The organism is Achromobacter sp. NCFB-sbj8-Ac1-l, assembly GCF_052695805.1.
Genome location: NZ_CP199812.1, coordinates 2,048,874 through 2,063,532, shown reverse-complemented (window position 1 = coordinate 2,063,532; position 14,659 = coordinate 2,048,874). Strand labels below are relative to the sequence as shown.

12 protein-coding genes and 2 pseudogenes are annotated in these 14,659 nt (G+C 66.6%); 2 read left to right on the top strand and 12 right to left on the bottom strand.

Annotation, left to right across the window (positions count from 1 at the left end; translation table 11 throughout):
• Window positions 1-4: 4 nt before the first annotated feature.
• The 10 genes and pseudogenes from ACUDP5_RS09485 to ACUDP5_RS09440 form a co-directional block, all read right to left on the bottom strand.
• Window positions 5-169: pseudogene (locus tag ACUDP5_RS09485) on the bottom strand (DUF192 domain-containing protein); the annotation flags it as partial.
• Window positions 170-234: 65 nt separating this feature from the next.
• The gene (locus tag ACUDP5_RS09480) at window positions 235-1,107 is read right to left on the bottom strand and encodes a type II secretion system F family protein (protein ID WP_263913811.1); all 873 of its coding nucleotides are present in this window, start codon (window positions 1,105-1,107) and stop codon (window positions 235-237) included.
• Window positions 1,108-1,120: 13 nt separating this feature from the next.
• The gene (locus ACUDP5_RS09475) at window positions 1,121-1,966 is read right to left on the bottom strand and encodes a type II secretion system F family protein (RefSeq protein ID WP_445658616.1); all 846 of its coding nucleotides are present in this window, start codon (window positions 1,964-1,966) and stop codon (window positions 1,121-1,123) included.
• Window positions 1,963-3,640 (bottom strand): annotated as a pseudogene (locus ACUDP5_RS09470) (ATPase, T2SS/T4P/T4SS family). Before ACUDP5_RS09470 ends, ACUDP5_RS09475 begins: the two are co-directional and overlap by 4 nt.
• A gap of 29 nt (window positions 3,641-3,669) precedes the next feature.
• Window positions 3,670-5,007, bottom strand: a complete 1,338-nt coding sequence (locus ACUDP5_RS09465) for a type II and III secretion system protein family protein (protein WP_263913808.1) — start codon at window positions 5,005-5,007, stop codon at window positions 3,670-3,672.
• Window positions 5,004-5,840, bottom strand: a complete 837-nt coding sequence (gene cpaB, locus ACUDP5_RS09460; protein ID WP_263913807.1) for a Flp pilus assembly protein CpaB — start codon at window positions 5,838-5,840, stop codon at window positions 5,004-5,006. Before cpaB ends, ACUDP5_RS09465 begins: the two co-directional genes overlap by 4 nt.
• Window positions 5,837-6,523: a hypothetical protein gene (locus ACUDP5_RS09455; protein WP_445658615.1), complete on the bottom strand. Its 687-nt coding sequence runs from the start codon at window positions 6,521-6,523 to the stop codon at window positions 5,837-5,839. Before ACUDP5_RS09455 ends, cpaB begins: the two co-directional genes overlap by 4 nt.
• 74 nt (window positions 6,524-6,597) lie before the next feature.
• Window positions 6,598-7,209 (bottom strand): pilus assembly protein, encoded by a 612-nt coding sequence (locus tag ACUDP5_RS09450; protein WP_445658614.1) that lies wholly within the window; start codon window positions 7,207-7,209, stop codon window positions 6,598-6,600.
• Entirely contained in the window at window positions 7,206-8,633 is a 1,428-nt protein-coding gene (locus ACUDP5_RS09445) for a hypothetical protein (RefSeq protein WP_445658613.1), read from the bottom strand. Before ACUDP5_RS09445 ends, ACUDP5_RS09450 begins: the two co-directional genes overlap by 4 nt.
• Entirely contained in the window at window positions 8,630-8,860 is a 231-nt protein-coding gene (locus tag ACUDP5_RS09440; protein WP_445658612.1) for a hypothetical protein, read from the bottom strand. Before ACUDP5_RS09440 ends, ACUDP5_RS09445 begins: the two co-directional genes overlap by 4 nt.
• Before the next feature lie 496 nt (window positions 8,861-9,356).
• Here ACUDP5_RS09440 and ACUDP5_RS09435 point away from each other — a divergent pair, with 496 nt between their 5' ends.
• Window positions 9,357-10,508 (top strand): acyltransferase family protein, encoded by a 1,152-nt coding sequence (locus ACUDP5_RS09435; protein ID WP_445658611.1) that lies wholly within the window; start codon window positions 9,357-9,359, stop codon window positions 10,506-10,508.
• Between the two features lie 20 nt (window positions 10,509-10,528).
• Here ACUDP5_RS09435 and mdtD read toward each other — a convergent pair whose 3' ends face one another.
• Window positions 10,529-11,923: a multidrug transporter subunit MdtD gene (gene mdtD / locus ACUDP5_RS09430; protein ID WP_263913803.1), complete on the bottom strand. Its 1,395-nt coding sequence runs from the start codon at window positions 11,921-11,923 to the stop codon at window positions 10,529-10,531.
• A gap of 120 nt (window positions 11,924-12,043) precedes the next feature.
• On the opposite strand from mdtD, the gene ACUDP5_RS09425 reads away from it, so the two are divergent.
• On the top strand, window positions 12,044-12,964 hold the full coding sequence (locus ACUDP5_RS09425) for a glycosyltransferase family 9 protein (RefSeq protein ID WP_445658610.1): 921 nt from the start codon (window positions 12,044-12,046) through the stop codon (window positions 12,962-12,964).
• A gap of 83 nt (window positions 12,965-13,047) precedes the next feature.
• Here ACUDP5_RS09425 and ACUDP5_RS09420 read toward each other — a convergent pair whose 3' ends face one another.
• Window positions 13,048-14,190: a glycosyltransferase family 4 protein gene (locus ACUDP5_RS09420; protein WP_263913801.1), complete on the bottom strand. Its 1,143-nt coding sequence runs from the start codon at window positions 14,188-14,190 to the stop codon at window positions 13,048-13,050.
• Window positions 14,191-14,659: the final 469 nt, after the last annotated feature.

Here is a 14,659-nt window from a genome sequence, read left to right as displayed (position 1 = left end):
CCAGCCTGCGGGGCGCCAGCGCCCTGCAGACCTTCACCACCCGCCCGTCGCGCGACACGAAAGCCACGTCAATGGCGTGGCGCATGCCAAACGTATGCACCGCCCAGCACGGGGCCAGCAAAATACCCGACCGCGGCCCCGGCGGGCGGCGGCCCAGCAGCCCGCGCATCCTGCCCATCCACCCGGTCACCCGCAGCAATCGCAACCGCCGGCGCGGCAAGGGGCGGCGCCCGCTCATTGCGCCCCCTGAAGCAGCTGGATCGCAATCGGAAACCCCAGCACGATGAACGTACAGGGGAAGATGCAGGCAATCAACGGCAGCAACATCTTGACCGGCGCCTGCATGGCCAATTGCTCCGCGCGCACGTGGCGATCATTGCGGCTCTGCGCCGCCTGGGCCCGCAGCACGGGACCCAAACTGATGCCCAAGGCGTCCGCCTGAGCCAGCGCAGCGGCCCAATTGCGCGCCAGCGGGCTATCGCAGCGCTCGGCCAGGGCCTTGATGGCCGCCGTCCGGGAGACCCCCGCGCGCATGTCTGCCAGCGCGCCCGCCAACGCATCCCGCAAGGGGCCCTTGGGGCCACTGGCGGCCGCCAGTTGCAAGGCGCCGTGCACGCTCAGCCCGGCCTCGACGCAAAGGGTCATCATGTCGAACACGAACGGCAGGTCGCGTTCGACACTGCGGCGCCGTTGGTTCCCCAGCCCCCGCAACCACAGACCAGGCCAGGCGCTGGCGGCCAACGCCGCCGCGGCAGCCCACGGCGCCCAGGCCAGCAGGCCCCCCTCCGTCAGCTTCAATGCCAATGCCGCGGCCACGCCCGCCCCGCCCACGCCCGCGGTCACGCTCAAGGCAGCCATGTGTTCGTAGCGGATGTCCGCAGGCAGAGCGGCCCGCTCGATGGCGCCAGCCAAGCGACGGCGCCATCGCCACGAACACAGCGGCGCCACCAGAGGTGCCACGGCACAAACCCAGGGCCAGGCCATGCGCCACCACCACGGCATGGCGCTGGCCACGGCTGGTTCATCCAGCAACAAGGGCCGCAGGACGATCCAGGCCCCCCAGGCCGCCCCCAGCGCCGCCAGCAATACCCCTACATTCAGCCACATGCATTGACTCCGCTCAGAAATCAATCCGGACGATGCGCCGGATCAGCAATACGCCAGCCGTTTCCAGCACCGCCACGATGGCCAGCACCGCCCAGCCCAGCGGCGTACGCCACAACAAGCCCATGATTTCGGGTTCCAGGCGGTCCAGCACGGCCAGAAGCAACAGCGGCAGAGCGCCGACGATCCAGGCCTGCATGCGCCCCTGGGACGTCAGGGCTCTGAGCTTGGCCTGCAGCTGCAATCGGGCGCGAACGGTCTGGGCAATGCTCTCGAGGGCCTCGGCAAGGTTGCCGCCGGTCTGCGCGGCAATACGCATCGCCGCCACGACCAGGGAGGTGGAGTCCGCCGCCATGCGCACGTTCAGGTTTTCCAGCGCCTGGTCCCAGGGCACCCCCAACCGTTGTTCGCGCAGCATCAGGCCGAATTCCTGGGCCAGCGGCGCGGCACCCTGGTCCACCATATGGCGCAAGCCGGTCGTCAACGCCACCCCCGCGCGCAGCGCGGAGGCCAGCATCAGCAACGCCATCGGCAGTTGCTGCTCGAAGCGGCGGGCACGTCGACGCCGCAATCCGTCAACCAGCATGCGGGGGGCACGCAGGGCCGCCAGACCGGTCACGGCAGCAATGATGCCGCTGGCGGTCGCGGCAAATGCCACCGTGGCCACCAACACCGCCCCGGCTATCGCAGCCATCCACAATTGCGCGGGGTCGATGAACAGGAACAACTCGCTCAACCTCACGCCCGCTTCCTGCGTGTACAACTCGCGATAGCGCCGTAGCGCCGGCGTGAACCAGCTTTGGGCCTGCCAGGCCAGCACCATCACGCACACCATTGCCCCGCCGGCCGCCAGCCAGATCATGCCAGACCCGTCGAATAGCCAGGTGTCACGCCACCGGCTTCGCGTGCGCCGGAGAACCACTCGGCTTGCAGCCCCGCTTCGGCCTCCCGCCATTCCTGGGCAAAGCTGGGCAAGGCCCCACAGCCGGTGAAGCCACCGGCCCTTTCGTGCCGGAACAATTCTTGCAGCTGGATGCGGCCGCTTTCCATGCCGGTGACTTCCGCCACCGACGTCACCACGCGGTGCCCATCGGCCAGCCGCGCCTGCTGCACGATGATGTCGATGCTGGCGGCGATGTGCTCGCGCACCACCGCCAGAGGCAGGTCAAGCCCTGCCATCAGGATCATCGACTCCAGCCGTGCCAGCGCATCGCGGGTGGAATTGGCGTGCAACGTGGTCAGCGAACCTTCGTGACCGGTATTCATGGCGGTCAGCATGTCGAAGGCCTCGGCCCCGCGGCATTCGCCGACCACGATCCGATCCGGACGCATGCGCAAGGCATTGCGCACCAGTTCGCGGATATCGATACGGCCGCGGCCTTCCTGGTTGGCCGGCCGCGCCTCCAGCGCCACGAGATGCTCGTGGTTCAAGCGCAGCTCGGCGGCATCTTCGATCGTGACGACGCGTTCGCCGTCGGGGATTTCATTGGACAGGATATTCAGGAGCGTGGTCTTGCCGGAACCCGTCCCGCCAGACACCACCAGGTTCTTGCGCATGCGCACGCACAGGGCAAGGAACTGCGCCATGGCGTCGTTCAACGACCCGGTCGCCAGCAGGTCCGACATGCCCGGCCGCCGCTGGGGAAACTTGCGGATGGTCAGGCTTGCGCCTTTCAATGCCACCGGGGGAATGATGGCATGCACCCGCGACCCATCCGGCAAACGCGCATCCACCATCGGCGAGCTTTCGTCGATGCGGCGGCCCAACGGTGTCACGATCCGCTCGATCACCCAGCGTACGGACTGCTCGCTGGTGAAGACGCCCGCATGGCGCCATAGCCTGCCTTCGCGTTCAGACGTAGATTTCGTCATAGCGGTTGACCATGATTTCGGTAATGCCGGGCGCGGCCAGCAAAGGCTCGAGCGGCCCCAGCCCCACGGCTTCGTCAAGCACATCGCGGCAGAGCGCCGCGCGGTCCGCGCCGGGCGGCAGGTCGCCGTCATCGGCCACGATCTGCGTCAGCAGCCGTTCGGCTTCAGCGCGCAACACGGCATCGCTCATGCCGGCGACATCGCGCCGCCGCAAGTCTAGCGCCCCCAGCAATGCCGTATGCAAGCGCCGCCGTTGCTGCAAGGATGGCAACGACGACGAAACCGGAAGCAGCGGCGCCTCGAATTGCGACGCCGGGGGTGCCACCTGGTGCGCAATCGCTGCGGCAGGTTCGGGTGCACGGCCATTCTCGTCCGGCTGTGCCACCGTCACGCGCAGGCGACATGGCCCGATGACAATCTCGTCGTCGGGCAGCACCGGGGCATGGCGCACCACCCGCTGGCCGTTGACGAGCGTACCGCCCAAGGTGCCCAGGTCTTCGAGCACGATCATCGATGCTTCGCGCAGCAAGCGCGCATGTTGGCGTCCTACCCGCCAGTTGGCGATGCGCAAGCCGCATTGCGCCCCGCGGCCGATCACCAGAGGCGCGGCGACGGCAATCTTGCGACTGACGGCATCTTCATAGGTCATTTCTATTTCGAGCATCACGCTACTCCTGTTTGGCCGCGAGGAATTCACGGACTGCGTCCCGTCCATTGCGAACCGGCTCCGGCATAGGGATCCCACCCGGCTGCGGCAGGCACCGTCGTTCCGAGCCGGGGAGCGTCCGGAAACGCGCTGTCCACCAGGTCGCGGCCGCGCCGCACCCGGTCTGCCATGGCTGGCTCGTGGCGAGACACGATCTTGGGCGTCACGAAAATGGCCAGCTCGGTTTCTCGCAACTGATAGCGGCGCGAAGAAAACAGGGCGCCAAGCACGGGAATGTCCTTCAGCAACGGCAGGCCGCTGGTCTCGTCCGACCGTTCTCGCGACAGAAAGCCGCCGATCACCAGCGTATCGCCGGACCGCACGTTGAACTCCGTGGATGCGCGACGGGTCCGCAACGCGGGCCCGCTGGGCGAGGTCAACGCCATGTCTACAGAACTGGCCTCGACCTCGATCAGCGATCGGATCACGCCATTGCGATCTATTCGGGGCGTGATCTGCAAAGAGACGCCGTAGGGCTTGAACAAGGTGGTGGGATTGCCGCGCGAATCGGTCGATGCATAGGGCACCTCGCCGCCCGCCAGAAATGTCGCGCTGGCGCCGCTGCGAGCCAGCAACTGCGGCTGCGCCAGCATGACGGCCTCACCGCTTTGGGCCAGGGCAGCGATGCGGGCCGACAGCAGGGCATTCACACCGAAATACCCGGCCGCCGATGACACGGGCGCGGGGGTCTCGATGACCTGTTCTCCAGGACGGCTCATCCTGCCTCGCGATCCGCCGTCCCAAGCCAGGCCGGCATTCAGTCCGCCTTGCGTCATGCCATCCCAACGCACACCGAATTCGCGCAATCGCGAAGACGGGATTTCGACCACCTGCACGTCCAGCAACACCATGCTGTCCCATCCCACTTGCCCGGTGAAGTCCACGACGGCCGGGTAGCGATCCGCCAGCGCGGCAATGCGGGCACGATCGTCATCGGACAGATCATCACCCTCGATGACAATGCGCCCCCCCACCAGGGTGCTGCGTGTTCCCGGAATGCGCGCCAGCAATGACTCGACCTCGGCACGCAGTCGGAACGCGCCGGCCGGCACCACCCGGACGTCATAGGCCTTGACCCGGCCGCCCGCCCACACATGCACCGATGACACGCCCTCGGCGCGTGCGAACACGACAACCTCGCGGCCCTCGGTGGCGATCGCGTTGAGCACCTGGCCGTTGCCAATGGCCACCCGTGTCACCCCGGGCACTGACAGCACACGGGTTTCGCCTTCCTGCATTTCCAGTTCTTCGGTGGCTGATCGGGCCGACGTGTTCACCAGGCTCAGGCACAGCGCGGACAACACCGCAACGTAGCGGATATTCATGGCTGCTCCGTATCAGACCCGGGCCGCCCGGCGGGCATGGCGCCATCCGGGGTACCCAGCCGGTCCCCATACAGGATGACAACCCCCGGCTTGCGCCGCGGCTCACGGTTCAGGCCGATCAGCGACGCCAGATCGCTTTGCGGTGCCGCGCTGACTGCGGCCGCATCATCCCGATTGCGCAGCATGGCCGTCAGCGTGCCGGTCTGCCTGGCCGCGATGTAGCGCATGGCCTCGTCCGGAGTGGCTGCCAGCGTGATGTGGGTGGCATCATCGCCCTCTGCCGTGTCGGCCGCCGTCAGCACCCGCATGCCTTGCAGCAGCGGAACCGTCACCTCACGGTCACGATGGGAGAAGGACACGTAGATGTCGATGGCATCGCCCGCCCGCAACATGTCGGCCAACCCGCCAAGGTCGGACGTCGACACCATCAGCGCGCGCTGCCCGGGTTTGAGCCGCGAAGCCAGCGCCGGGGCTGGCGGCGTAAAGGTCAGGTAGGCTTTGAGCACGGGTTCGCCCTGGGCAAGGTCTGTGGTCAACCGGGCGCCCAGCACGCCATCGATGCCGAGCGGATCGACGCTCGCGGCCGGTGCCCACTGCGCGGGCATCTCGCGCACCGCCAGATCCGCCTCGCCCAGTACCGACCCCGCGGGCAGATCGTAGGCCGCCACCAAACGGCTCACCTGCGGCGTGCGCGCCTCGTCCTCCAGCGCCTGGACGCGCTGCTGCACGTGTTCGCGCACCGCCCAGGCAGACAACAGTCCCGCGGCCAGCGCCAACAGATACACGGCGGCCCTGCGCAGGCGCCGCACGCTCTGCGTGAACAAGCCGTTCATGGCGCCCACCGCCTGACCCACAGGCCGCTGCCGGCCTCCAATGGCACCAGCGTCCACTGCAAGCGAACCCCCTGGCGCCGCCAGGATTGCGTGCCGCCACGGATCGGGTCGTTTTCAATTCTCTGCCAGCCGTCACCCAGCAGCCCCTGCTGCAGCAGCAACGCCAGGCGCGCCGGCGGCAGTGGATGCTGCCAGATATGTTCGGACACCTTCACGCCCCCCTCCAGTACGGTGAAATCCAATCTGAGACGAGCATTGGCAGGCAGCCAGCGCGGCGGATCGCCAGCCGGCAACGCCTGCCCTCTCATCGATGAAATGCTGCCGACGCTGCGCCCGGTTTCCGGGCTGGCCATCTGGGCCACCCACAATGCCCCGCCGACACGACCGGACAGGATGGCCTGCCCCGGCAAGACCTGCAGGTCGCCCAGCGCCGGTTGCTGGCGTGACAACACACGGATCAGTTCAGGCGTGTTGACCGGGGCGTCGAACACCACGACCTGTATCGGCACGCCATGCAGCCACATCCGGTCGGCCAGGGGCTCGACGCGCGAGCCCGGCGGGAAACGCAGATCGGTCAACGACACCACGCAGCAAGGTACGCGCGCGGCCCCGGACGACGGCACGGATTGCGCCGCGGCGCCAGGCATGACGGGCCACGCCAGCCATGCCAGAGCCGCCAGCAAGCGCAATCGACGGCGCCCCATGGCGTCCACCGGCTCCCCGGATCGACCTCTCATCCTGTCGTGCAAGCGGGCGTTCATCGATATGCCTTTCTACGTTTGCCCACGCGGTCGGCGGGCACCAGGTCGGCCCAGGGCGAGAGCCAATCCGTGGAAATGGCCGGCCTGCCCCAGGGCGCATCCACGCGTCCCACCGCGCCGCCTACGCTACGGGCCAGCGACAGAGAGCGGTTCGCGGCGCGGCCCCAGGATGTCGGCGCCGCGCCGACGCGGCGCCGTGCGTCGTCATCGCCATCCGCATGCCCCGCGCCTGTCGCGACGCTGGTCCGGCGCTGGATCCGTGCGGCGTCCCAACGTGCCGTGCCCGCCACAGCGGTCTGGGCGGTGACGGACATCAGCCGCAGCTCAGCGCCGAACCATTCGTTCTGCAGCGCCGCGTTGGCCGATGCCATGCCGCCTGCCATGGCCTGGGCACGGCCGGCCACCGACGCGCCCGTCTGCGGACTCGCCACCGGTGCCCCCGATGCCGCCGCCATCACGGCTCGCCGGCTGAGCTGCGCCATTTCCTGCGCGCTGAATTGCAGCTTGCCGATCCATGCCACCGCCAGGAAGGCCACGATCAGCATCGGCACTATGAGCAGCGCTTCGACCAGGGCCTGGCCGCGTTGCGTTGTGCGAACGGGATTCATCGCGCCCCCTTGGCCGCCAAGGCTTCCGCCGGCGTCACGGACGCCAGGCGCGCTTGCCAATAGGGGCGAAACAAGGTGGCCAGCTCGCCACGCCCGTCCGCCCGCGCATCCGGACGCGCGAAATAGGTCTCGGCGGCGCTGGTGACCGTGAGCGCCCCCTCGTGGCCCAACCCGACATAGCGAAACCTCCCGACGGGTGCCGACACGGTGCTGGCCGCATCAGTGGTGGACAACGCGTCACCAGCCAGGCTGACGGCCACCGCGAAGCGCAAAGGCGCATCACTGCGTCGCAGCGCAACCTCGCGATAGCCGGGCAGCCCCAACCCCGGCCAGCGCTGCACCTGCGCCATGGCGTAGGAATTCGCCATGGGATTGGTCGCGCCATCAAAGATGTTCCAGTTCGTGGACAGCTCGACCCAGCGCCAGAAATCCTGCGATGAAAAATCCTCGGGTGGCGATTCCACGTATTCGAGATCCGGCGGCGCCTTGGACTTCTGCCCCTGCGCGGTACCCCAGCCCATCGCATATTCGCGGTAGTAGCACCCGACCCACCGGTTGGACCGCAGGGCGTGGAACGACTGCGTGTCCAGCGCACCCCACCGACCATCGGGGCCCAGCCAGGTCGAGCCACGACGCCTGAGCTCGTGCCGCAATATCGGGCAGTACATGCTGACCGGCCAGGGATTGCGGCGAGTCTCGTTGCGTCGGTCCAGGAAACCGAAGCGCCCTGCCGCCTGCTCGACCGCCGGACGCAACCCCGCTTGCCGCGTCGCCGCATGACGTGCTACGAACCCTGGCCAGCCATCACTCAGCAGTCGAATGGAGGGCTGCGCGCCGGCCCGCCTGGACGCGGCCACGGCGAAACTGCCGGCGGCATCGGAATAATTGTCATGCAGCACCGCACGCATCAGCCGATCGCGCGAGGCCGGCAGGTTTTTCACGGCCGCCGTCGCACCGGCATCCAGCACCCGATGCACGATGCGATCATGCTCCGCGTAGGCGCGCGCCAGGTCGGCCTCGGCGCCCGGCTTGCCCCGGGCCATCGCATAGGCCAACCCGGCGTCGGGGCCAAACAGCATGCCAATCAACGCCATCGGCGGGTTACTGCGATTGCGCTGGCCTTCCAGGGTACGCAGGAACTGCGCCCCGGCGCCCAGGGTGACCAGATGCGCCATGGCAACCTGGTGCGCGATCTGCGTACGGTTGACGTAAGCCAGGAAGTTGAGCTGGCGCGCCTGCTCCAACGCGCCGCTGTAGGCGGCCGCATCTGCCGCGTGAGTCAGGCTCGAACGCGATTCAACCGTGCGCCCCAGGTTGTACAGCATGACCAGCGACACCGATGCCGTGGCCGCCAGCAGCATGCCCAGCACCAGCGCCTGGCCTTGCTGCAGGGCGACCGGTTTGCGCTCGAGCCGGGCGATCACTTGTCGGCCGCGGCATTGCCGGTGAAGGATTTGAGCGAACGCGCCTTGGTCTGCGCGGCGGCCTTTTGAGCGGCCTTCTGTGCATCGCCCGATTGCTTGCTGCCGTCTTCGCCCGCCAACTCTCGCGCCATGGCGGCGGTCTGCGACCGCACGACTTGTCCGAAGTACTGATAGACGGCGATTGCCGCCACCGCCACCAAGGCCACGACCACGATGTATTCGGTCATGCCCTGCCCTGTCTGACGCCTGCGATATGCCAACATTTTCGATCTCCGCTCGCTGTGAATGAGGGTCTCAGTGTCGGCTTGGCGGCCAGGCCTCACAATTCGCGGATGCCGAGGCGGATAAATGCGGCGCGGCGGCCTTGACGCCCACGCTGCGCGGACATCCGGCCACGCCACACTCCCCCCTGGAATGTGTAACCCCCTAATTTCACTGGGGTTTTCCCTATTGATCGGGCATAGGGGCAGCAGTAGATTGGACTTGCCGGGCTGTCTGACACCCATCGCGTGCGAAGCCGGGCAAGAGCGCCCCAGACTCATCTCGAGCTGGGGCGCTCTTCCATTTCCGGGCCGGCAGGCGCAAGCCGGCACCGACGGCGGCATTACAAAATCTATACAGAGTCGCCCAATCCCCTCACAGGGGCGTGGCTAGCATCACGGTTTTCCCCGAACAGCCCGCTCAATGCTTGCGTATGCCCCACCCGCCACGGCCCCGCGCCTCGTGACGGACGATTCCCGCAACCCCGCCATCGATGCCCTGCGCGGCGTCGCCATCCTGTGCGTCGTGCTGCTGCACGTGCAGATACACATCCCCCAAGAGCAAAGCCTGCTGGGCAAAGTGCTGCCCGCGCCCTTGTTCAACATCGTCTTTCGTAGCGGCTACTACGGGGTCATCATTTTCTTCGTCATCTCGGGCTTTCTGATCACGCGTTCGTCGCTGACGCGTTGGGGCTGCCTCGCTGCCGTGCCTTGGCGCAATTTTCTGTGGCGCCGCGTTGCCCGCATCTACCCGTGCCTGCTTCTGCTGTTGCTGGCGTTAGCGGCCCTGCATTGGGCGCAGATGCCCGGCTTCGTCATCGACAACACCCCTCTGCCCCGCGCCATCGCCGCCGCACTGACGCTGCACCTGAACTGGCTGGAGGCCCAGGTGGGCTATCTGCCCGCCGCCTGGAATGTATTGTGGTCGCTATCGATCGAAGAAGCCTTCTACCTGGCCTTTCCCCTGATCTGCCTGCTGTCCGCGGCTGCCGGAACCCGCGCATTGGTGCTGGCCTTGCTGCTGTTTGTCGTCCTCGGCCCGTTTGCCCGCGTCGCCTTCACCAGCAACGACATCTGGGCCGACCACTCGTATCTGTCAGGCATGGACGGCATCGCCATCGGCTGCCTCGCCGCCTTGGCCACCACCCACCTGGACAGGACGGGCAGGCGCCACGGCCCCGGGTTGTTGCTGGCGGGCACGGTGATGTTCGTACTGGTGTTCTTTCTGAGAAAGGCCACATCCATGCTGGGACTTACTGCATCGGGCCTGAACGTCACGTTGCTGGAAATCGGCGTGGCCTGCCTGCTGATCGGCTGGAGCCTGCGCCCGCCTCGGCCCCCACGGCACAATCCCGTGATCGCTGCGCTACGCTGGACCGGGCACAACAGCTACGAGATCTACCTGACCCACATGTTCCCCGTGCTGCTGCTTGCCGCCGCCTCATGCCGCAATTCAGGAGGCGCCGTATCAACGTGGTGGCGTGCCGGCGCACTCACCGCGGCATGTGTGCTGGTCGTCCTGATGGCCGCGATGCTGGGCGGATTGGTGGCCAGGTATTTCTCGACGCCAATGCGTCGATGGATGATGCGCGCGGCGCGGGGGAGCCAGAGGTGAATCTCCCCCCTGGGCGCGTGTCAGCCCGCCGTGGCACGGCCGCCGGCAGAGCCGTTCAGGCTATCCGCGTCCAGGCGCCTGAAAACCAGCGCCGACAACAACGTGATGGCGCCCACGCACAGGAAGGTCAGCGTGAACGCCCAGCCCAGCGCCGCATTGCCTGGCCCCGAAAACACGCCCACCAGCCCCCCGCCGATGGTCACGCCCAAGCCTATGGCCAGCATCTGCACCATCGAAAACAGGCTGTTGCCACTGCCCGCGTCGCGCGTGCTCAGTCCCTTGAGGGTCACACTGTTCATGGCCGCGAACTGCATCGAGTTGGCCGCCCCGAACAGCGCCAATTGCGCCACTTGCAAAGCCATGGGCCAGCCGTGAGAGATGGCCGCGAACGACATGATGGAGACCCCCACCAGCACCGTATTGGCGAGCAGGAACGTGTCATAGCCGAACCGCCGCACCAAAGGCGCGATCCAGGGCTTGGACACCGTACCGGCGATGGCGGCCGGCAGCATCATCAGGCCGGACTGCAGCGGCGTGTAGCCCAGCTGCAATTGCAACAGCAGCGGCAACAGAAAGGGTACGGCGCTGCTGCCGACTCGGCACACAAGATTGCCGATCAGGCCAACGCTGAAATTGGGTTCGCGGAACAGGCGCAGTTGAAACAGCGGATTGTCGCGCCGTCGAGCGTGCACCACATACAACGCTACCGTCAGCGCGCTCAAGGCGAACAGCCCGCCCGACCACGCCGCCCGCCCGTCACCGGCGGGCAGGTCCAGTGCCAACGAAAACGCCACCATGCACAACGACAACAGGCTGCAACCCAGCACGTCGAACGGCGCCACATCAGCCAGCGCGTCTTCGGGCAGATAGCGGCGCACGGCAAACAGGCCCGCCAGGCCGATCGGCACATTGATCATGAAAATCCAATGCCAGCTTGCCACCTGCACCAACAGGCCGCCCAGCGTCGGGCCGAAGATCGGGCCCACCTGCCCCGCGATGGACACGAACGCCAGGGCGGAAATGTACTGATCGCCCGGCACCCGGCGCAGCACCGCCAGGCGCCCGATGGGCAACAGCATCGATCCGCCGACGCCCTGCACCACGCGCGCGATCGTCAGTTGCGTCAGACTCTGTGCCAGGCCGCAAAACACGGACCCCACCGCGAACACCAGGATCGCCGCCAGATAGACGCGACGCGTGCCGTAACGGTCCGCCAGCCACCCCGATGCCGGCGTCAGCATGGCCATCGTCAGCGTGTATGCCACCACCACGGGCTTGAGCGCCAGGACATCCTCGCCCAGGCTGCGTGCCATGGCGGGCAAGGCGGTATTGACGATGGTGGTGTCCAGCGTCTGCATGAAAAAGCAGGCGGCGACCACCCAGAGCAGGGCGCGTTGCGAAGACGGTGCGGGCATGCCTGAATCGTACTCCCGACCAGCCAACGAGCCGCTGACAGCCCTGTGGGGCGCCAGCCGATCCAAGCGCGGCCACCGATCGGTTATCCTCCGGGTCAACGAAAAAATGGAAGACTTGCCGTGAGCCAAGCTCATACTCCGCCGGCCGAAAAACTGGCCCTGGTGCTGTCCAACCGGCTGGGCGATTCGCTGTACCAGATGACGATCGCCAACAACCTGCGCAAGACGGGTCGCGATATCGCCGTCTATGGCGTCCACGGCTATGCCCTGAGGGAATGGTTCCCCGATTTCGACATCCAGCCCCTGCCTGCGGACATCAACAGCCTGGCCGGCTACCACACCATCGTGCAGATGGACCCGGACAGCCCGTTCGACGGCCTCAGCCGCGTCTGCAAGCGATTCCTCAGCACCAAGGAGTGGGGCAAGATCCAACCCACGCCGCGCTCGCACAGCTCGCCCAACGGCATCCTGGATGAATTCCGGCGATTCTCTTTTGATGCGTTCGGCCTGACCCACTGGAGCGACGACAACGGTTTGAAGGCTCCCGCCCGTTTCAAGGCGCGCCGCCACCCCAAGCGTGTCATCCTGCACCCGACCTCCAGCGAGGCGGAACGCTGCTGGACACCCGGCAAGTACGTCATCGTTGCGAAGCGCCTGCGTGCCATGGGATACGAACCGGTGTTCGTGCTGGCCCCGTCAGAGCGCGAATATTGGTTGCCGCTGCTGGAACCCGCCCATGCCGGCCATGTGCAGGCGCCTTCCATCGACGGCGTTGCCGCCGAGGTCTACGAATCCGGCTGGTTCATCGGTACCGACTCCGGCATCGGCCACCTGGCCTCATGCTGCGGCCTGCCTACCGTCACCATCGTCGATCGCCCCCGCAACATGCCGCGCTGGCGCCCGGCCTGGGCCGCCAACATCATCGTCAAACCGTGGTGGCTGCCCCTGCGCACCATGCGCCGAAAATACTGGCGTGAAGCCACCACCGTCTCGGCAGTGATGCGCTGCTTTGGCCGCCTCGTCCACCGACAACATCGCTGATCGGCAAACGACAAGGCCGGCTCCCGAGCTCTCGGGTAACCGGCCTTCAAGGTATTGCCCGACGGCGATGGCCGTCACCACGGTCAGACCATCGCTTCGACGTTCCGGGCAAGCTTCGCGGCTTGCGCCGCCATCCGATACGCACTCAAGGTTTCCCCCATTTTCTGCGCAAGCATGAAGTGCCGTTCGGCGTATTGACGTGCCTGCTCGACAATCTGAGCGGATTGTCCGGGGTAAGCCCAGATCCAGGCGAGACGGGCGGCGAACCCGGCGACGTCGCCTGCCGGCGCCAACCAACCGGTAGCCCCCGGATGCACGATCTCCGGCAAGCCGCCCACGGCGCTGGCGACGACCGGGCACCGCGACGCAAAGGCTTCCGGCACCACCCTCGACCAGGCTTCGTTCACCGAAGGAACAAGCACCGCGTCCGCCGCATGCAGCATGTTCGCGACATCTTCCCGATGGCCCGCAAACGTCACGTAGTCACCGATACCCAATTGCGCCACCAGATCGTGCAACTGCTGGCCGTACGCGGCCGTCGCGCGAGTCGGCATGCCCACCACCAACGCACGGGCCGGGATGCCTTGGCGGCGCAATGCGTGCACCACCCGCAGCAGGTCCTCCTGGCGCTTGTCGGGTCGCAACATGCCGATCGTGGCCACCACGAATGCGGCGCCATCCAGGCCCAACTCCTGCCGCACGGCCTGGCGCACGGCAAGCTTGTCCGTCTCCGAGAAGAAGACATGATCGGCCCACTCGCCCACCACACTGATCCGCTCACGTTTTGCAAAGCCGGCCGCCAGGATGTCCTGCGCCCCGCCCTCGCTGGTCGTAATGACGCGGTGGCACCCCAGGCGCCACTCCAACCTGCGTCGCCAGGATGTGCGCAACGGCCGGGCGAAATGCCAGGTCCTGACCAGCGAGCAAAGATCCCTGCACAAGGCGCTGGCCTTGGCGTCGGGCGTGCCATGCGCGTCGATGACCTGGATGCGCAAGTCCTTGACGATCTGGCGCAGTTTCATCGCGCAGGACCAGGAATACGGCGAGCGGAATTCCATGGCGATGGTCGCGAGCCCCCAATCGCGCGCCAGCTTGAGCGTTTCGCTGGCGGGCGGCGCTGCAATTGCTACCGCGTGCCCCTGCTCTCGAAGCCATCGCGACTGCTCCAGAACGCGAAACTCCATTCCACCCAAATTAGGGCCCGAAAGCGTGTGCAGGATTTGCATGGGATCTACAGCGACAAAAACACGTGGCCGACGTGCGCCGGCCGGAAGAGCGAAGACAGCACCGGTCCGACTCCGCGTTGCGCGCGAGCCGGCGACAGTGCACTGCGGCACAGGCCACGGGAAAACCGATGGGATCGCAGCAACATGGATGGAGGCGCTTGATGGACTGCGTTCGTGATGTCCGTTTCGACAGGCCGCAATCCCTTCGAAATCGACTGAAACGCTATTTTTGTAAATTCAGCAATACGCCAGGAATATAGGCGGCCACTCCCATCCAGGTTGGAGCATTTTTTTAAACGTTGTTAAGATCTTTGCTGTTTATGTAAGTAATTAATTCTAAAACAGGCAAAGCACGGGCCAGTCCGAGCGGACCGAGCATGGCAGCCCCCTGCGCCACGGCAGAACGCCGCCGTCAGGCCGCTCCCGCGAGAGATATTCCCCCGCTGGTTCCGCCAAGCGGAAGGCACCC